The 18,232-nt window shown below is 56.2% G+C and carries 19 protein-coding genes; 12 read left to right on the top strand and 7 right to left on the bottom strand.

Annotation, left to right across the window (positions count from 1 at the left end; all coding sequences use genetic code 11):
- Genes sufB through AB1644_08575 form a run of 3 tightly spaced genes read right to left on the bottom strand, consistent with a single transcriptional unit; the run spans position 1 to position 2,750 of the window.
- Positions 1-1,434, bottom strand: a complete 1,434-nt coding sequence (gene sufB, locus AB1644_08585; GenBank protein ID MEW6051098.1) for a Fe-S cluster assembly protein SufB — start codon at positions 1,432-1,434, stop codon at positions 1-3.
- Between the two features lie 2 nt (positions 1,435-1,436).
- Positions 1,437-2,201 carry a Fe-S cluster assembly ATPase SufC gene (sufC, locus tag AB1644_08580; protein MEW6051097.1) on the bottom strand — a complete coding sequence of 255 codons (765 nt, stop codon included), beginning with the start codon at positions 2,199-2,201 and terminating at the stop codon, positions 1,437-1,439.
- Between the two features lie 33 nt (positions 2,202-2,234).
- Positions 2,235-2,750 (bottom strand): Rrf2 family transcriptional regulator, encoded by a 516-nt coding sequence (locus AB1644_08575; GenBank protein ID MEW6051096.1) that lies wholly within the window; start codon positions 2,748-2,750, stop codon positions 2,235-2,237.
- A gap of 256 nt (positions 2,751-3,006) precedes the next feature.
- Here AB1644_08575 and AB1644_08570 point away from each other — a divergent pair, with 256 nt between their 5' ends.
- Complete coding sequence (locus AB1644_08570; GenBank protein MEW6051095.1) at positions 3,007-3,528, top strand: manganese efflux pump; 522 nt, start codon at positions 3,007-3,009, stop codon at positions 3,526-3,528.
- Between the two features lie 53 nt (positions 3,529-3,581).
- On the opposite strand, the gene AB1644_08565 is transcribed toward AB1644_08570, so the two are convergent.
- Positions 3,582-3,917 carry a DUF6614 family protein gene (locus AB1644_08565; protein ID MEW6051094.1) on the bottom strand — a complete coding sequence of 112 codons (336 nt, stop codon included), beginning with the start codon at positions 3,915-3,917 and terminating at the stop codon, positions 3,582-3,584.
- Between the two features lie 318 nt (positions 3,918-4,235).
- On the opposite strand from AB1644_08565, the gene iorA reads away from it, so the two are divergent.
- From iorA to AB1644_08540, 5 genes are read left to right on the top strand one after another with little or no spacing between them, the layout of a single operon-like run.
- Entirely contained in the window at positions 4,236-6,014 is a 1,779-nt protein-coding gene (iorA, locus tag AB1644_08560) for an indolepyruvate ferredoxin oxidoreductase subunit alpha (protein ID MEW6051093.1), read from the top strand.
- Between the two features lie 7 nt (positions 6,015-6,021).
- Positions 6,022-6,624, top strand: a complete 603-nt coding sequence (locus AB1644_08555) for an indolepyruvate oxidoreductase subunit beta (protein MEW6051092.1) — start codon at positions 6,022-6,024, stop codon at positions 6,622-6,624.
- A 7-nt stretch (positions 6,625-6,631) separates the two neighbouring features.
- Positions 6,632-7,699: a butyrate kinase gene (buk, locus tag AB1644_08550; protein MEW6051091.1), complete on the top strand. Its 1,068-nt coding sequence runs from the start codon at positions 6,632-6,634 to the stop codon at positions 7,697-7,699.
- 28 nt (positions 7,700-7,727) lie between these two features.
- On the top strand, positions 7,728-8,690 hold the full coding sequence (locus AB1644_08545) for a phosphate acyltransferase (GenBank protein ID MEW6051090.1): 963 nt from the start codon (positions 7,728-7,730) through the stop codon (positions 8,688-8,690).
- A complete protein-coding gene (locus tag AB1644_08540) occupies positions 8,687-9,628 on the top strand; it encodes a phosphate acyltransferase (GenBank protein ID MEW6051089.1) in 942 nt (313 codons plus the stop codon). The genes AB1644_08545 and AB1644_08540 overlap by 4 nt, the downstream gene beginning before the upstream one ends.
- 13 nt (positions 9,629-9,641) lie before the next feature.
- Here AB1644_08540 and AB1644_08535 read toward each other — a convergent pair whose 3' ends face one another.
- The 3 genes from AB1644_08535 to AB1644_08525 are packed head-to-tail and all read right to left on the bottom strand — an operon-like array spanning position 9,642 to position 13,328.
- Entirely contained in the window at positions 9,642-10,778 is a 1,137-nt protein-coding gene (locus tag AB1644_08535; GenBank protein ID MEW6051088.1) for a hypothetical protein, read from the bottom strand.
- 11 nt (positions 10,779-10,789) lie between these two features.
- Positions 10,790-12,205 (bottom strand): metallophosphoesterase, encoded by a 1,416-nt coding sequence (locus AB1644_08530; protein ID MEW6051087.1) that lies wholly within the window; start codon positions 12,203-12,205, stop codon positions 10,790-10,792.
- Complete coding sequence (locus AB1644_08525; protein ID MEW6051086.1) at positions 12,198-13,328, bottom strand: hypothetical protein; 1,131 nt, start codon at positions 13,326-13,328, stop codon at positions 12,198-12,200. The genes AB1644_08530 and AB1644_08525 overlap by 8 nt, the downstream gene beginning before the upstream one ends.
- A 328-nt stretch (positions 13,329-13,656) precedes the next feature.
- Here AB1644_08525 and AB1644_08520 point away from each other — a divergent pair, with 328 nt between their 5' ends.
- The 6 genes from AB1644_08520 to AB1644_08495 are packed head-to-tail and all read left to right on the top strand — an operon-like array spanning position 13,657 to position 18,216.
- A complete protein-coding gene (locus AB1644_08520) occupies positions 13,657-14,736 on the top strand; it encodes a sugar phosphate nucleotidyltransferase (GenBank protein ID MEW6051085.1) in 1,080 nt (359 codons plus the stop codon).
- A 31-nt stretch (positions 14,737-14,767) separates the two neighbouring features.
- Positions 14,768-15,292 carry an SPOR domain-containing protein gene (locus AB1644_08515; GenBank protein ID MEW6051084.1) on the top strand — a complete coding sequence of 175 codons (525 nt, stop codon included), beginning with the start codon at positions 14,768-14,770 and terminating at the stop codon, positions 15,290-15,292.
- A gap of 1 nt (position 15,293) precedes the next feature.
- Positions 15,294-15,929, top strand: coding sequence for an L-threonylcarbamoyladenylate synthase (locus tag AB1644_08510; GenBank protein ID MEW6051083.1), 636 nt, complete (start codon positions 15,294-15,296; stop codon positions 15,927-15,929).
- Positions 15,926-16,429, top strand: a complete 504-nt coding sequence (locus AB1644_08505; GenBank protein ID MEW6051082.1) for a low molecular weight protein arginine phosphatase — start codon at positions 15,926-15,928, stop codon at positions 16,427-16,429. The genes AB1644_08510 and AB1644_08505 overlap by 4 nt, the downstream gene beginning before the upstream one ends.
- On the top strand, positions 16,413-17,249 hold the full coding sequence (locus AB1644_08500; GenBank protein ID MEW6051081.1) for a DUF3108 domain-containing protein: 837 nt from the start codon (positions 16,413-16,415) through the stop codon (positions 17,247-17,249). Before AB1644_08505 ends, AB1644_08500 begins: the two co-directional genes overlap by 17 nt.
- A gap of 4 nt (positions 17,250-17,253) precedes the next feature.
- Positions 17,254-18,216: a hypothetical protein gene (locus AB1644_08495; GenBank protein ID MEW6051080.1), complete on the top strand. Its 963-nt coding sequence runs from the start codon at positions 17,254-17,256 to the stop codon at positions 18,214-18,216.
- The last annotated feature ends 16 nt before the right edge of the window (positions 18,217-18,232 follow it).

Below are 18,232 nucleotides of genomic sequence, written 5' to 3'. Positions count from 1 at the left end.
TCAACCCACCGAGCCTTCCATCTCGAGCTGAATCAGTCGGTTCAGTTCGACCGCATACTCAAGCGGCAGCTCCTTAGTGAACGGCTCCATAAAGCCATTGACAATCAACAGCCGGGCGTCATCTTCGGTGAGTCCGCGGCTGGTGAGATAGAATAGCTGTTCTTCGGCAACCTTCGAAACGCGCGCCTCATGTTCGACACGCACCTGGTCGGCGTCGATCTCCATTGTCGGATAGGTGTCGCTACGCGCGTCCTTGCCGATCAGGAGAGCGTCGCACTCAACCGATACCTTGACATTGACGGCGTTCTTGTGCACTTTGACCAGGCCCCTGTAAGACGCACGCCCGTTGTCTTTGGATATCGACTTTGAAGTAATTCGCGACGACGTATTCGGGGCCGCGTGAATCATCTTGGCGCCTGCGTCCTGATGCTGGTCAACTCCGGCAAAGGCCACGGAAAGCACTTCGCCGCGCGCCCCCTCGCCAACCAACTGAATACACGGGTATTTCATGGTCAGACGAGAACCAAGGTTCCCATCGACCCACTCGACCGTTGCATTTTTGTGCGCCGTGGCCCGTTTGGTCACCAGGTTGAAGATGTTGCGTGACCAGTTCTGAATGGTGGTATAGCGGATATATGCCCCTTCCATGGCAATTAATTCGACCACGGCCGAATGGAGCGAATCGGTCGAATAGACCGGCGCTGTGCACCCCTCAATGTAGTGCACCCGCGAGCCCTTGTCTGCGACGATGAGCGTTCGCTCGAACTGCCCCATGTTTTCGGCGTTGATGCGAAAATACGCCTGGAGCGGCACTTTGACATCGATACCCGGCGGAACATAGATGAATGATCCGCCCGACCAGACCGCTGTGTTGAGCGCGGCGAATTTGTTGTCTGTCGACGGTATCACGGTGCCGAAATACTTTTCGACGACCTCCGGATGTTCGCGAAGCCCAGTATCCATATCGGAGAAAAGGACCCCGAGTTTCTTCAGGTCATCGCGCATGGAGTGATACACAACCTCGGACTCGTACTGCGCCGAGACGCCGCCGAGGAATGTCTTTTCCGCCTCGGGAATGCCGAGTCGGTCGAATGTCTTCTTGATGTACTCCGGTACGTCGTTCCAGTTCTGTTTCTGGGCATCGATCGGTTTCATATAGTAGTAGATATTCTCGTAATCGATCTCGGAGAGCAATTTAGTGTTGGCCCACTGCGGCATTGGCCGGGAGTCATAGATATCAAGCGCCTCGTGGCGGCGTTCGGCCATCCAACGCGGTTCGTTTTTCATCTTCGAGATCATTTCGACCACTTCGTGATTCAGCCCTCGCGCTCCCTTGTGGAAATAATCCACCGGATCGCGAAAACCGTATTTGGTGGCGTAGTCGGAGTTGAGACCGGCCAGATCGTGTTTCTGCTGTTCAATAGATTCCGACATGTTTACACACCTGCTTTCTGCTCGGCTTCGACCCATTCGTAGCCGATCTCCTCCAGTTTGAGCGCTAGCTCCGGCCCGCCGGATTTCACGAATTTGCCCGCCATCATCACATGCACATAATCGGGACGGATATGATTGAGCAGCCGCTGGTAGTGCGTTACCAGGAGCAAGCCGTTACCGTCACCGTGGAACCGATTGATCCCCTCGGCCACTGTTTTCAGAGCATCGATATCCAGGCCGGAATCGGTCTCATCGAGGATCGCCACTCGCGGGTTAAGCACGGCCATCTGCAGAATCTCAATCCGTTTCTTTTCACCGCCGGAAAACCCGTCGTTGAGATAGCGCGTGGCGAAGGTCTGATCGATGCCGAGTGCGTCCATGTGCGCTTTGAGAAGTTTGCGGAAATCGACCATGTCGGCATCCTTTCCGCGGTGCGATTGCAGCGCTGTGCGCATGAAATTGGCAACGGTTACACCTGGTATCGCCAGAGGGTACTGGAACGCCAGGAAAAGCCCGGCGCGAGAGCGTTCATCGGCGCTCATCTTGAGAATATCCTGCCCGTTCAACAACGCCTCGCCCTTGGTGATGGCATAGTTGGGATGTCCCATCAGGGCATTCGACAGCGAGGATTTGCCGGAACCGTTCTTCCCCATGATCGCGTGTATTTCGCCCGGGTATATGGCCAATGACACGCCGGAGACGACCTCTTTCCCTTCGACCTCGACATGTATATTCCGAAATTCAAACAACGGTGTCTTGTTCGACATGATGTCTTGTCCCTTACGATCGACTAATGCCATCTATTCAAGCGGGACCGGCCCTTCGACCTGTCCCAGTTCCTTTTCCAGCGCGGTATGGGCTATGACCACGTGCGGCGCCGTCCGCTGTCCGGCCCGAGCTTTTTCTTTCTCTACCATGTCTGCAAGTGTAGTCTGAGACAGAAAACTCTGAAGGTACCCAGCGATTCCGCCGAGCACGTCGTGGACCGAGCAATTGTCGGCATGTACGCACTCATGGAGCTGGCCCGAGTGTTTCTGGCAATGCTGCGGATCGATGAACGGCCCACCCAGCGAGGTAAGCACCTCGTACAAGTTGATCTCACCGGCGTCACGGGCGATGGTAAAACCGCCCCCGCGGCCGCGCGCCGCCACTACCAAACCTGCCCGGCGAAGGATCGCCAGCAGCTTCGACGCATATGGCACCGACAACCCTTCCAGTTCAGCGATCTCAGAAATCGACAGCTGACCTTTGCGACCTTTCCGGGCCAGAGCCAACAAACACCGGAGCCCGTATTCCTCGACAGCCGAAATTCTCATAGCTCCAATTCTCTCATCTTGACGCTCATTCTTTCTACCCGCGAATATACAAAATCTTTACCTCTTTGTAAACTATCTATGTAACTATTTCTCGGAAAGTTTAGTTCCTTTGTCCAGTTTCCTCTTTGTGATATTTTTCCTCAACTGCCACTTGCCTGAGCATAGCCCAAACGTTTACTTCCGTGAGCTTTTATTGGCTTATGGATCAATGGGTTAAGAAGGCACCGGACCGTTGCACCTTCACGATATTATAGCCTTGGCTTTTGCGCTGGCCTTTGATGCATTTGCGGTAGCGGTGGCGGTGGGGATAAAGCTGGGTGAGCTCGACCGGTGGACCATTTTTCGGCTGTCCTGGCATTTCGGATTTGCTCAGTTTGGTATGCCGCTCGTTGGCTGGTATGCGGGGGAGTATGTAAACCTCGTGGTTGGGGATCTCGGAGACTGGCTGGCTGCGGCAGTACTACTGGTGATCGGCGTACGCCTGATCGGGGAGCAATTACACCACGAAGATCATCACTGGAAAGGGGACCCCACTCGGGGAGCCAGCCTGATTCTGCTTATGCTGGCAACCTCGGTCGACGCCCTGGCGGCCGGATTGTCGCTGGCGCTGGTCGGGGTTCAGATTCTCAATCCCGCTCTGTTGATCGGCGTAGTGGCTGCTGCCATGACCATCGTGGGACTGGCTTTTGGCCGCATTGTCGGACTCAGATTCAGCCGGACAGCCGGCGTGATCGGAGGGCTCATCCTGATCGGGTTGGCTGTGAAGGCAGTGGCATGATTAGCCTGTAGCATTCGCTATTTGACCCGATATTCCCCGAGTCTGTCAACACTTCACTGCACTCTCTGTGGGTCGGGGAAGTCCCGGTACAGAGCAACCTTCAGGTCCTTGACGGCCGACCAGACACCGCGATGTGCATCCTCGGTCTCGCCGCTTCGCGTGGCGACCAGATTAAAAGCTGAATCGAGTTGTGCCAGGTCGGTCGTCTCGATGACAACATGGAACTCACCGATCCCCTCCGGCCCAAAGCCGAACTTCCTGCGAGTCAACCTAAATCCCTCGATCAGCCCCTTGCTCTTCAATAAACCCAAGTACTTGTTGAGGGCGTCGCAAAACTCAAGATCTTTGTAACTTTCCTTCAGATTGAACCAGTTGTGTAGGTAGTTCATTCGGCTCCTTTCTATGGTCAACGGCTGACCGCCAGTATAGAAAGGTAGACTTACGATGTCCACACCCTTCTTGTTCAAGGCCACAAAATTGCCTGTTTTGCGCTCGTCTCTGAGCCGTCAATCGTCAAAACCCCTTCCGACGGAATTGCATCGTTGGGGTTTTGACCTACTGAAGACTGTTATGCTTATGGTGCAGTAAAAATACCCCTTGCCGTCCGCGTTCTCGGACGGTATTTTTTGTGAAAAACTTCACACAGGAATCCCCTGTGACGGACGATGGGTTGGAAATGACATGTTTTTCTATAGAGTGACTCCCTTATGAGAGAATTATTGTCCGGCAACGAAGCGGTCGCACGCGGTGCATATGAGGCCGGAGTTGCGCTGGCGGCCTCATACCCTGGTACCCCCTCCACTGAAATTCTGGAAACACTGGCCGAACGATTCCCCTCTATTTATTCGCAGTGGTCCCCCAACGAGAAGGTCGCGTTCGAGGTCGGCATCGGAGCCTCGATAGGGGGCGGACGCGCCCTGGTGACCATGAAACATGTCGGTCTGAATGTCGCCGCTGACCCGTTTATGACTTTCACCTATACTGGTGTCAACGGCGGGTTCGTCATCGTATCGTGCGATGACCCCGAGATGCATTCTTCCCAAAACGAGCAGGATAACCGCTTTTTTGCCCGATTTGGTCAGATCCCGTTTCTGGAGCCGTCGGATAGCCAGGAAGCCAAGGACATGCTGATAACCGCCTACGAAATGTCCGAGCTGTTCGACACACCGGTGATGCTTCGAATGGTGACTCGTATCTCGCACTCAAAAGGTATCGTGGAGCTGGGCGAGACAGTTCACGGCCCCGACAAGCGGTTCGTGAAGGATCCCTCAAAGTACGTGATGATTCCATCGAATGCGCGCAAGCGGCATGTGGTGGTTGACCAACGGCTGGAGAAACTGGCGCGCTTTGCCGAAGAGACCCGGTTCAATACGGTTGAGCTTAATGGTTCTCGGATTGGCATTATCACAGGCGGCGTGGCGTATCAATATGCCAAGGAGATTGCACCCGACCTCGATTATCTGAAACTCGGGATGGGATATCCGCTCCCAATGAGGAAGATCGAGCAGTTCGTTAATGGCCACGAACGCGTGTTTGTTATCGAAGAACTGGAGCCGTTTTATGAGGACCAGATCAAAGCCGTGGGACTAAAAGTCGAAGGCAAGAGATACTTCGGCCGGCTGGGCGAACTGTCCCCGTTTCGAGTGGCACAAGGGCTCAAAGAGACCGGAGTGCTTGACCGAGTGGAGACACCGACCATCTCGGTCGATGAGATGTTCCCTCGTCCGCCAGTGCTGTGTCCCGGCTGTCCTCATCGCGGGGCGTTCATGGCGCTCAAGAAACTCGGTGTCGCTGTCACCGGTGATATTGGCTGTTACACGCTCGGTGTGATGGAACCGCTGAATGCACTGGATACCTGCATCTGCATGGGGGCTTCGATAGGAAATGCCATTGGCATGGAGAAGGTGAAAGGCTCCGAGAAAGGAACGGTCGCTGTTATCGGCGATTCGACCTTCGTCCACTCAGGCATTACCGGTCTGCTTGACGCCGTCTACAACAAGAGTAATGTCACGGTCATAATTCTGGATAATCGCGCCACTGCCATGACCGGCGGGCAGCAGCACCCGGCGACCGGCCAGACGCTCATGGGAGAGCCGACGTCAAGACTCAATCTTGTCAATCTCTGCAAAGCACTTGGCGTAGAGAGTGTGCGGGAGTTGGACGCCTACAATTACGATGCCGCATTACACATGATCTCCGAGGAGATGCAGCGCCCGGGGCCATCGGTCATCATAACGTCACGTCCGTGCGTGCTCATGCCGGTTCGCATCATGGACGAACCGTACGTGGTCGACCTCGACCTCTGCACTGCCTGTAGCGCCTGTTTCCGTATCTCCTGCCCGGCTATTGCGGCGTCGAGTGAGACCAACAAGCACGGGCATCCCAAGGCAGTCATCGACGAGACACTGTGCACCGGCTGTACGCTGTGTGCCCAGGTCTGTCCGCCAGAAGCCATCATCCTCAAGAGCCAGTACGTGAAAGCATAGGTGCGATATGAATGACAACTCATATGACATTTTGATCGTCGGTGTCGGTGGTCAGGGCGTACTTCTCGCCTCCGAGATACTTTCCGAGGCGGCGATGTCGGCCGGCTTTGATGTTAAGAAGTCGGAGATTCATGGTATGTCCCAGCGGGGTGGAGTCGTCAGTTCACACGTCCGAATCGCTCCCAAAGTCTATTCTCCGACGATTCAGGAAGGACAGGCAGACATCCTGCTGTCATTCGAGCAGGCGGAGGGACTTCGTGCCATCACCTGGCTTAAGAAAGGCGGGATCGCGATCGTCTCGCGCACCACACTCATTCCAGCAATCGTGACATCGTCCAGGAAATACCACTATCCGCTGGACGCCGTAGCCGAGATGAAGAAGAAACTCAACCGGGTTATCGGCGTCGAGGCCGACAAGATCGCCGGTGAACTGGGAAACCCCAGATTGGTTAACACCATCTTGCTTGGTATTCTTTCCAACTACATGAGCTTTGATTATGACCTGTGGATCGAGACTATCAAGAGCAAGGTCAAGCCGAAACTGGTTGACATAAATATCACCGCGTTCAAACGGGGCCGCGATATCTCTCTGAGTGCAGTCAAGGCGTAAAACTCCAGTGTCGCAGTTTCTACTGATAGTCAATCCGGGCTCCACTTCGACGAAAGTGGCGCTGTTCGACGGCGACCGGATGGTCTCAGAAGAGGTGGTCCGTCATGATCCGAAAGAACTGGCGAGCTTTGACAATGTAGCGGACCAGTTTGATTTTCGGATGCGGGCAATCGATGCGTGGATAACATCCCTTCAGCTTGAAGCGGGGCAGATCAAGGCCGTGGTGGGTCGAGGCGCTCCGAGCAAGCCGCTTGAAGGGGGATCATACGCCATCTCCGGACAGATGCTGTCAGATCTTCAGTCGATGCGATACTCGAATCATGCCTCAAATCTCGGTGCGATCATCGCACATCACCTCGCGACGCGTTATGGCGTGCCGTCGTTGATAGCCGACCCCATAACCACAGACAATTTCACCGAGATCGCCCGTGTCAGCGGCATGCCTGAGATTGAACGGAAATGCCGAGCGCACGCGCTGAATATCAAAGAGGTTTGTCGGCGTGAGGCCCAGAAAGAGGGGAAGCGGCTTGAGGAGGTCAGTTACGTCTGCGCTCACATGGGGGGGGGTATCTCCGTGGCTGCATTGGAGAGGGGAAGGATTGTTGACGTCAACGACGGTCTCCTCGGTATGGGTCCGTTCTCGCCCGATCGGGCGGGAGCACTGCCGATCGGAGCCCTGGTCAAACTCTGCTTCTCAGGAACGTACACCGAAAAGCAGTTGACCGATAAACTGTCGAAACAATCGGGACTGGTGGCATACGTAGGCCAGGCTGATCTCCGTGAAGTCGAAAAGATGATCGACCGGGGGGACAAACGGGCGCTCCTTTATTTCACTGCCATGGCGTACCAGATCGCCAAAGAGATCGGTGCGGCCGCGACCGTCCTCAAAGGAAGTTACGAATCGATCATTCTCACCGGCGGGATGGCTCACTCGGTGCGGTTGGTCACGGAGATCCATAAATACTGCGGGTTCCTGGGACGCATTGTCGTGAGACCGGGCGAATTCGAGATGGAAGCTCTGGCGGCGGCGGGGGTAAGGTTCCTCACCGGCCAGGAGCAGTTGAAGTCGTATTAGATATGACCGAGATACCGAGTCAGTTCAAGTGACAGCTCAGCCGATTCACTCTTCAGATCAGCTCATCGAGCGCGCGATCGCTATTGCCCGCGAAGGACGGAAGAAACGCGTCGTGGTGGCTGCTGCGCAAGACATCGACGTTATCGATGCCATGTCCCAAGCCGAAGCCCACGGTTTCCTGCAGGGCATCCTGGTCGGCGATGCGGAACTCATTCGCAAACTGGCAGGAGAACAGGGGATCTCGATTGACCATTTGGAGTTGATCGACAAGACCGATGTCGGCGCTGCGGCGCACGCTGCGGTTACCATTGCCTCGGAGGGGGGCGCCGATGCCATCATGAAGGGGTTTCTGCCCACCTCAGCGCTCCTCAAAGTGGTGCTCGACAAGCAATATAGTCTGCGCGGCGAGAACACCTTGTCGCACTGTGCGGTTCTCGATATTCCCGGCTACCATAAGCTTCTGAATTTCACCGACGGCGGCATGGTGGTAAGGCCGGATCACGAACAGAAATTCCAGATCCTCGAGAATGCCGTGATGGTGGGCAGAGCACTGGGCTTGTCACCGGTGAAGGTTGCACTCTCGGCGGCCACCGACCGGTTGTCCGAACGGATGCCGCACACGCTCTCGGACATGGACAACATCATCCAACCGGCCATCGAGCGGATGGCCGACATCGCGATACAGGGACCGCTGTCGTTTGATCTGGCCACTTCAAAGCGGGCCGCTGAGATTCAGAAAGCAAGCGGACCTGTGATCGGCGATGCCGACATCTATCTGGTGGACAGTATTGAAGAAGGGAACATTGTCGCCAAAGCACTCATCCAGTTCGCGCAGGCGGTATTTGCGGGCGTTATCATGGGCGCGAGGGTGCCGGTGTCGCTCGTTTCACGCACCGATACGGTCAAGAACAAGAAAGCGTCATTGGCCCTTGCGTGCGTCATTGCCGACTATTATCAGCAACACCAGTTGTGGCAAGGGAGGGGCAAATGACCCTGCCGGAAATGTATCTGCCGGAGATACGGTCGTATCAACAGGTCGTGGCGCGTGCCCGCGATAAAGTGTCACGGACCGCTCTGACTCGCGTGGCGTTTGTCGCGCCGACCGACGAAAACATGCTGGCTGCGTGCGAGCGCGCTGTCCACGACGGCTTGATCGAACTGACGATCATCGGTGATGCAGCTGCATTCCGAGCACAGTGCACTCAGCAACAAGTGGACGTCACACCGACCAGGGTCTTCGATGTCCCGGACATGTACAAAGCCGTACTGACCACTGCCGACCTTGCCGCTCAAGGGGAGATCGACCTGATCGTCAAGGGTAAGATTCTCACGGCGGAACTGCTGAGCATACTCTTTCGTCACGAGATGCGGTTTGTCGGCAAAGGCAGTTTCGTTTCGCACGTGGCCGTGACGAAACCGGAGCGATACAAGAAACTCCTCATGGTCACCGATCCTGCCGTTATGATCGAACCGGATCTGCAGCACAAGCTGGCGCTTATCGGCAATGTGGTGCGAGTAGCCAGGAGTATCGGTATCGTGAATCCGCGTATCGCCCTGCTGGCGGCGGTGGAGGTCGTCTATCCGCAGATGCCGGTCACGATGGAAGCCGCAGTCATATCCAAGATGGCGGAGCGAGGCCAGATTAAGGACGCGATTATCGATGGTCCGCTGTCACTCGACTGCGCTGTTGATATGTTTGCTGCTCACTCCAAGGGGGTCAAATACTCACCGGTAGCGGGGCAGGCCGATGCTCTGCTGGCGCCGAATATCGAGACTGCCAACGGCATCTACAAAGCGATGGCGCTCTATGGCGAGTGCGAAATGGGAGGTGTGATCGTGGGAGGCAAAGTGCCGATCGCTCTCGGTTCTCGAAGTGACACCACGACCAGCAAATTCAATTCGATCGTCCTTGGCGTGCTCGCCGCGTAGCGCCACCCATCCTTCATACGAATCCGTGTCTGGCGAAATTGGTGAACACCGGGCTACCGGGAAACGCGTTTCGCAATTCGCGCAAATTCACGTCCAATAGATTATCCTGCGGAATCGCTATCCGGTCAAGGTGACCGTCCAGCACCGCTCGCAGATCTTCAATCATCTCACCGGCATCGGCTGAAAGTTCAAACACCGGGGTCGGGAAATCACTGCCGTATAATAGCAGCTCCTGCGGCAGCGTGCGCACTTTCGAGAAATAGTTCTTTCGGAGCGGGGTAGCGAGGGCAGAAATGTCGGCAAGACATTTTCCCTGGAATTCACCGGCAGCCGTACGCCTCAGAAGTTCGGCAACCTGGTCAAATTCCGAATGTTCGAACAATCCTCCCAACACACCTCCAAAGAAATAAGGGAGTCCGCAGTGGGCGAAACTAATCACCGCACCGGCCGTCAGCCCCCGTTCGAGATTCTGCACAATCCTCGGAATGTCCGGCTTGTGCCATTTCTTACTGAAACGAAAGAAATTGACCACACTGTCCCACGTGGACCAGTGAAGATAATCGAACGACGTTGTTCGAGAGTCGGTCGAGGGAATAGCATATTCCGGTCCGCAATGCAACAGCAGCGGAAGCGGCTTGCCGCCAGGTTTGACCGTAGCGAGAAACTCAAGAGCATCGCCTACTTTCGGATGCGCCAGATCGATCTGCTGCGCCGATGACAGCCATTTCAGAAGCACCGCACCCTTGTCGACATACTGCTTCACCCGCTCTTTGAACTGCAGGTCATACGGATGCACCGATGCCCCCAGCAGTATTCTGTCCTCGAGTTCGTTTCGAAGCTCGATCACGTACTCGTTGTCAACCCACAGATGAGAACGAGACTCAGCGCGTTGCCCGGCCTCCGTGCAGACCGGATCGAGAGCCAGGCAGACTACCTTGTCGACGCCACTCGAATTGATGACTTCCAGCGTTTTTTCCTTCAACACCGCATCGCACACCTGATCTTCCTCCACATGGGCATAGAGCAGGAATATCTTGTACACAGGGAGGGAGCGATATTCGTGCGACATTCGTCCCAAATGTGGCCACGTGTCGCCAACGAGGCCGACGTGAAAATGCATATCGACAATCGGGTATTCCTGGTCGGGCATACTATTTCCTCTCAAATCGTGATGGCAAACTCGTTACGCAAACACTTGTTCAACGCCCCGGACAGAAGCGGCGGGTTCGGGTCGGTGATGTCGATATCAGTCGTCGGGTTCTCACCGTACAGTACCGAAAGTCCGTCGAGGCATACCGGCGTGACAGTGACGCTGGTAGTTGGCTGGGTCCGGTCGACATCCACCAGAAGCATGCTCAGGAATTCTTCAGTATCCATATCGTAGATCGAGTCGCGGTCGAACAGAGCCACCATCCGCCCCACCATGCTCTTTTCGAGTTGCTGGACGTGCGGAAGAATCGAGAGATTTTTCATTCTGTCTCCCCATTGCTTCTTGGTCGGATACCTGAAGTCAGATCGGAACTGTCCGTCATCAAAATCAGTGGCGTTCAGATATGCGCCGCCCCTGCCTGACATGATATAGTGGGGCGGTTCGGTCTCGAACGCAGTTCCATGGACTCTCTTCAGGTAATCACCAAATACGCTCGGTCCATACTGCTGGTAGTTGTGCGTATGGGCGGTGATGACCAGTCTGACGCACGAAAACGCGGCCAACATCTTGTGCAGTTCGCCGAGGTGGATGTCCGACTTGTCCCGTTCGTTCACGAGCGCCGGAATGTGAAACATGACGATGACACGCTGGTCATCGATCTCCGCCTGGCCGAGTCGGTCACAGAGCCAGCTCAACTGTTCCCGATCCGGCGATTCACGGCGTTTCCACACCTGCCACCACGAGTGATGTCCATCGAGATTGGCGCCGCGCCCGGAATCGATCCCGATCACCACGAGGTCGTTTCTCAATTTTGCGTCTTTCAGCTCCCAGTATGTTCCGGGTTGGGGGATGAGGCGCAGCCCGTACTGTGCCCAGTCCCGTTCCCGCGCTCTGGTGCAGAACAACTCGAAAAACTCCTGGCCCTTTCTGTCCGAGTAGTATTCGTGGTTCCCCGGGACCGCCCAGATCGGGATGTCCAGACCGCGATACGGCTCGAAGAACCCCGCGAGGTAATCATCGCTGTTCCGGTCGGGACCGAAACGCCCCGCGGGGTAGGCGACGTCACCGTTGATGATCATGAAATCGGGCGCGAGCGCATGGATGAGCGGAAGCAGACAGTATTGTGAGCGGTCCCCTTCACCCGTGTCCCCCAGAACGAGGAAGCGGAACTTCCGTCGTTCGCCGCCCAGGAGCGCTGCGAATGGAGTCGAGCGGGTGCCGGGGCCATTGATGTCGCAAAACTCGGATGGGATCATGTCGTACGGATAGGCGCGGCGCCAGTCGATGGAGTAATCGGCGCGGAGTCGCTGATAGCGGGCCGCCCAGAGATTCCGCGGGTTCAGCCAGTAACGCCAGCCACGGTCAGAAGCGAACGATGGAAATCGTACCAGGTCGATTGTGCTCTGTGTATCATTCGGTTCAGGCACTGGCACCTTCTTTCTCCGGAGGCGCCTGCCCTTGTATCATGCGACGACGTGACTGCTGGAAGTAGAGCACCGACTTGACGATATCGTTCCATAACGGAGCTCCTACCGAAATGAGTATCGCGGTCACGAGACACCCTATGAAGTAAGACCAGGACAACCGACGTTTGAAAGCATCCCAGTATTCGGCCAGGGACACGGGCTTCTTGCTGGGTTGCAGTTGTCTTGTCTGGAGTTCCTGCAATGCTGCCTTAGTTGGCATGAGCACTTCGTCGACAAGCGCTCGTATTCGTTGATCCTCGCCGATTGTGCTGTCGCGCATAAGGGTGGCGTGTTTTTCTTCGATGCTCACCACGCGCTCCGCTATTGCTACGGTATCTTCCGGTGACATGGCATAAGCCTGTCGGAACAACTCTTGTATCGAAAATCCCATTACCAGCGTTACCAGCAAACCGAGGACAAACGTCTGGCGGATATTCCTTCGCCCATTGGCGTACTCCAAATGACGGTCGAGCAGAGGGAAAAGTCGTTCGGCGCGAACGACGTGGGGGAGGAAGCGGTCTCGGAAGGCGAGTTCGAGCCGGGCGAAATCGATCTCTGTGCTGGCTGAGATATGCCCGACCCGGTTTTCAGACGGTCGCCAGTCATGTTCAATGAGGGCAAGAAACTGCGCTATCTCCCTGGCGACCCAGAATCCGGGCGTGCCCCGTTGGCACTCGCCCAGCTGTGCAAGCAGCGAAGCCCAAACCGATGTGGGGGCGGTTGGCGCTGCGCTGGCGGTCCGCTCCCGTTGTATCTGCTCCATGACTCGCTGTGTCCAGAGCGGGGCAGTGCGGGTCAGAGCGGAAACAAGTTCATCTTTCGGAAGTGGCAAGAGAGCTCCTCCCGGGCGTCGCCTGCGGAGTTGGAACGGACCGCGAACCCGCAATCCGGCGAACTCCGGTGCTGTCCAGAGCCGCTGTACCGATGGGCCCAGCAGGTCCGTTAAAACCTGTTGATAGACCAGCGATTTGCTGTTGGTGAGATACTTGTACATTTCCTGCAGAACCTGCACCAGGACTGAGAGCGCGAGAATGCTCGCCGCGATGCCGAGAATGGTGCTCAGGAATGCGGATGCTTCAATCATTCAGATTCCTCCTTCCCATACATCGACTGATGGCCGTAACCACCCGGAAATCTGTTGTGAAACTGCTTCTGAAACCCCGTGGAGCGCTGTGCTCCATATTGTTGTCCAATTACAATGTTATACACCGTTCCTGCTGTCAAGTGCTTTCTTTTGGCCGTTCACTTGCTGACATATTGTCTATAGAGACACCGCTCGTTGACTCGTTGGTCGTATGACGGTTTCCACTGAATCCCGCCCTGACTGTCCGTTCGGGAAACAAACCTTGACGGCTGTTGCGCGGATCGGTATTCTGTACTATTCAGAGTAGTCAAAAGGGAAAGTTGAGACAGTGATTTACGGCGTCATAATGGCCGGCGGCAAAGGGGAGCGGTTTTGGCCGCTGTCGCGAGCGGAACGGCCCAAGCAGTTTCTTACCCTTACCTCCGACCGCACTATGCTGGCGGAGACGATCGAACGGGTGCGTCCGCTTATCCCCGAGGACCGGATCCGGATCGTGACCGGCGAATCCATGGCGCAACATATTCTTCGGTCCATGCCCAACATGACCACCAGCCACATTCTGAAGGAGCCGGTGGGGAGGAACACCTGTCTGGCAATCGGTCTGGCCGCGGTGCATCTTCAGAAAGAGGACCCGCACGCCGTGATGGTGGTGCTTTCGGCCGATCACCTGATTCGACCGCCCGAAAAACTGCTTCGGATACTCGAAGACGGTTGCACCATCGCCGCCGCCGAGGATCGACTCATCACGATCGGCATTGTGCCCACCCGGCCGGAAACAGCCTATGGCTATATCAAGGTCGGCGATCTGCATACATATGAAGGAGAGAGTGTCGTCCACGCGGTATCGCTCTTTGCCGAAAAACCGAAACTGACCGTGGCCCAGGAATACTATTACAGCCGTCAGTATCTCTGGAACAGCGGCATGTTCATTTGGTCTGCGGGCGCGATACTCCAGGCGATCTCATCATGCCGGCCCGATATCTACAAACAACTGTTCGAATACGGTGCCACTATCGGTACTGCTCAGGAACTGCCGAAACGCAGCGCACTCTACAAGAATGTCGAGTCCATTTCCATCGACTATGCCGTCCTCGAAAAAGCCAGCAATGTGCTGGTGATCAAAGCGGACATGGTGTGGGACGACGTAGGGAGTTGGAACGCGCTGGAACGCTATAAAGACAGGACCTCCGACAACAACGTACTGGTCGGTGAAACGGAAATGATGGATACGTACGAAACCACCGTGTACAACGACGCCGACGGTCTGATCGCCTGTATTGGAGTCGCGGACCTGGTGGTTGTCCGATCCGCCAATATCACGCTGGTCGCCCACAAGACCAAAGTAAACCAGGTCAAGGAACTGCTGGCAAGGCTTGGCCAGGATGAGAAGCTCAAGAAATACCTGTAGCATCGCCTTTGGTCTCGCGGCGGTACTGATAATGGCAACAGGTTGCGGGGGCCTTCGGCCTCCGGACGTTGTTGAAACCAAGCCTGCGCCGGTAACCAAAGTGCCTCCCGGTTTCGACCCGCTGGGGCTCCCCCAGGACACGGTGAACATTCCGGCCCAGTTGGCAAGCCAGGCCGAAAAGCAGAGTCCTCAGGCACCTGGTGTCCAAACTGCTCCCGGCGATACCGCGACCCACCAGGTGTACCGAGTGCAGTTGCTGACTTTTGAAGCGTATGGCGAGGGGCGCCATGGCTTGCAGGTGGCCGAGGAGATCTTCGATCAACCGGTGCTGCTCGATTATGATGTCCCGTATTTCAAGCTTCGGGTGGGAGAATTTCGAACTCGCGCCGAGGCGGAAGCATACGTGCAGAAGGCACGCTCGGTCGGTTACCCCAACGCCATTGTGGTGACAGCCAACGTCGGTGTGCAGCAGGCGCTGCCGATGTATGAAGCTCCAAGGGTGCCCAAGAGTACCGACTCACTCTCCCGCGACATTTCTCCCAAGAAGGCCGGCTGATGTGCGGGTTCTTGAGCTGGACACACACGCGCCGCCCGAAACCGTGGTTGGCGTTATCAGAGAAGCGCTGAATTCCGGTGAGCTCGTGGTTCTCCCCACGGAAACCCGCTACGGCATTCTCGCCAGAGCCGACAAGCCATCGTCGGTCGATAATCTTTACCGCGCGAAAGGGCGTTCAGGCAGTTCCCCGACGGCACTGTTCGTCAAGGACTTAGAATCGATGGGCAAATGGGGCGAGATCACTCCGGCCGCTCAATCACTGGGCAAACGTTTCCTGCCCGGTCCGCTAACGCTTGTACTTCGAGCCAGAGTCTCCTGGCCCCCTCCGCTTGTGGTCGGGGGCAAGATCGGCTGCAGGTACTCCTCCTCGGTCCTGATCGCACGGCTGATAGAACATATCGACTACCCGATCACCGCTACCTCGGCTAATCGCTCAGGCAGCCCGGACAAGGAGACGATTGAGGAGATCCGGGCGGAACTTGGCGATACGGTGGCGATATATGTCGATGGGGGAAAGCTTTCGGGGCCGGTGTCAACAGTTGTTGATTGCAGCGCCGATCCTGTTATCATTCTGAGAGAAGGGGCCATACCGGCAGACGAGGTCCGGCAGGCCCTGACGAGCGAAGGCGTTCAATGAGCGAGCCATACACGATACTTTTTGTCTGCACAGGAAACACCTGTCGCTCCCCTATGGCCGAGGCGGCGCTTCGTGTGCTGCTGGACAAGGACAGACCGGGCCGGTATCGTGTTTTGTCTGCCGGCACCGCTGCCGCCAACGGCTTCCCGGCTACTCTGTATGCACTCGAAGCCGTGAAGATCTGGTCGGGCGATCTTTCGCGGCACCGTTCGCAGCTTCTGTCGCGACGGCTCATCGAAGATGCCGATCTGGTTTTGGGAATGACTCCCGAACACGTGAAGGAGATTCTGCGTCTGTCGCCCGAAGCCAAACCAAAGGTATTTTTGTTCAAGAATTTCCCTGACGGTCGGTTAACCGGCGAAGGGGTTGAAGATCCGGTGGGGCAATCGCTGGATCGGTACAACGCGACTTTCCTGGAGATCGGAGAGTATTTGGGCAAGTTTCTTTCCGAGATTGTAAAACGGATAGATGAAAAGGCCGCCATTGACCAGACCACGTAGCATCAAGTGGGCCGTCATCGTGGCCGCACTGGCCGCCACGATCCCGGCAATCTACCTGGTGACGGCGACCGGAGGGATGGCCGATTCGGATTCGTCTCAGCCAGGCGGTGAGGCCAACGCCTCGTCGATCGATCGCTTCATCGAGAACGTCGCTTTCGGCGTTGGGGAGCGGATGACTTTTGATATCAACTATGGCTTCATCAATGCAGGCAGCGCGTCACTCGAAGTTGCGAAGCTCATAGAGTACCAGGGGCGGCCCTGTTACCAGGTTGTCTCGCGGGCTCAGTCCAACAGCTTTTTTTCGAGTTTCTATCGCGTGGAGGATCGCGTAGAATCGATTGTCGATGCTGTCGGTGTCTATAGCTGGCGTTTTGAGAAAAACCTGCGGGAGGGGAATTACCGGGCCGACCGCATGTATGCGTTCGATCAAATCAACCGTGCGGTACACTATGAGAAAGATACGCTCCCGGTCGAACCGTACGTGCAGGACGCTCTGTCGGCCCTCTATTTTGTGCGCACGCAGCCTTTGGAGGTAGGCAAGTCGATTTTTGTCGACAACTTCGTCGACGGCAAAAAGTACCGTATGGAAGTGCGGGTGCTCAAGAAAGAGCGGATCAAGGTTGCGGCCGGTTCATTTGATTGCATTGTCGTCGAACCGCTGACCCAGTCGGTCGGTGTTTTCAAAAACGAAGGAACGCTCACGGTGTGGCTTACCGATGACCGGCTCCGGATGCCGGTGCTTATGAAATCCAAGATCCTGGTTGGCTCGGTCTCCGCCGAACTGACCGATTATCACCTGGGCGATATCCGGGAATTCTGATCCTATGGCCAAACGACCGTCCAGGCCGGAGCCTGTCGATCTGGCAAAAGTCAGCCGCTATCCCATATCGAGGCGGGACAACAAGACCGAAGTACGTGCGTTCGGAGTTCCGTTCGACGATCCGGCCGCGGCCTCCGGTTTCCTTAAGTCGCTTCCCCGTTTTCTCAAAGCCTCGGAACTGAATGAGTTCATTCAATTGGTGCGGAACGCTCGCCAACGAGGGCACCCGTTTCATCTGCTTCTTGGCGCCCATACCATCAAAGTCGGATTGTCCCCAATCTTCATCGATCTGATGAATCGTTTGCTGGTGACCGGGTTCTCGTTCAATGGTGCGGGACTTGTTCACGACCTGGAACTGGCCTTCTTTGGCGGCACATCCGAAGACGTGCAGGCGGGTCTGACCGACGGCTCTTTCGGGATGGCGCGTGAGACCGGTGAGTTGTATGCCATGGTGGCCGAACTGGCGCAGAGAGAGCAGATCGGTCTTGGCGAAGCGGCTGGTCGTGCGATCAACGAACGCAAAGCGCGCAACCGGAATTTGTCGGTCTTTGGTGTCGCACAGAAGCTTGGTTTGCCGGCCACCGTACATGTGGGGATCGGCACCGATATCGTGGCGCAGCATCCGAATTTCGATGCCGCCAAAGTTGGAGCCGCATCACATCGGGATTTCCGTCTTCTTTGCAGTGTCTGCGCGGCCATTGACAGAGGCGGGGTTGTTGCCAATATTGGATCGGCGGTGATCCTGCCGGAGGTTTTTCTCAAAGCGCTGACAGTAGCGCGTAACCTGCACAAAGGGAAAAGCCGGCTGACCACGGCCAATTTTGATATGATCGAACATTACCGCCCTCGGGTGAACGTGGTCACCCGGCCCACCTATCAGGCGGGGAAGGGGTTTAACTTCGTCGGTCACCATGAGATCATGGTGCCGCTGCTGGCTTGGGGTCTCAAAACGAGACGCCGGGCCTGATCCGCTCCGGGAGTTG

This window comes from Candidatus Zixiibacteriota bacterium, assembly GCA_040753875.1.
Classification (GTDB): domain Bacteria; phylum Zixibacteria; class MSB-5A5; order GN15; family FEB-12; genus DATKJY01.
Note: the sequence above shows the minus strand (reverse complement) of the source record. Positions and strands in the feature narration are given on the sequence as shown.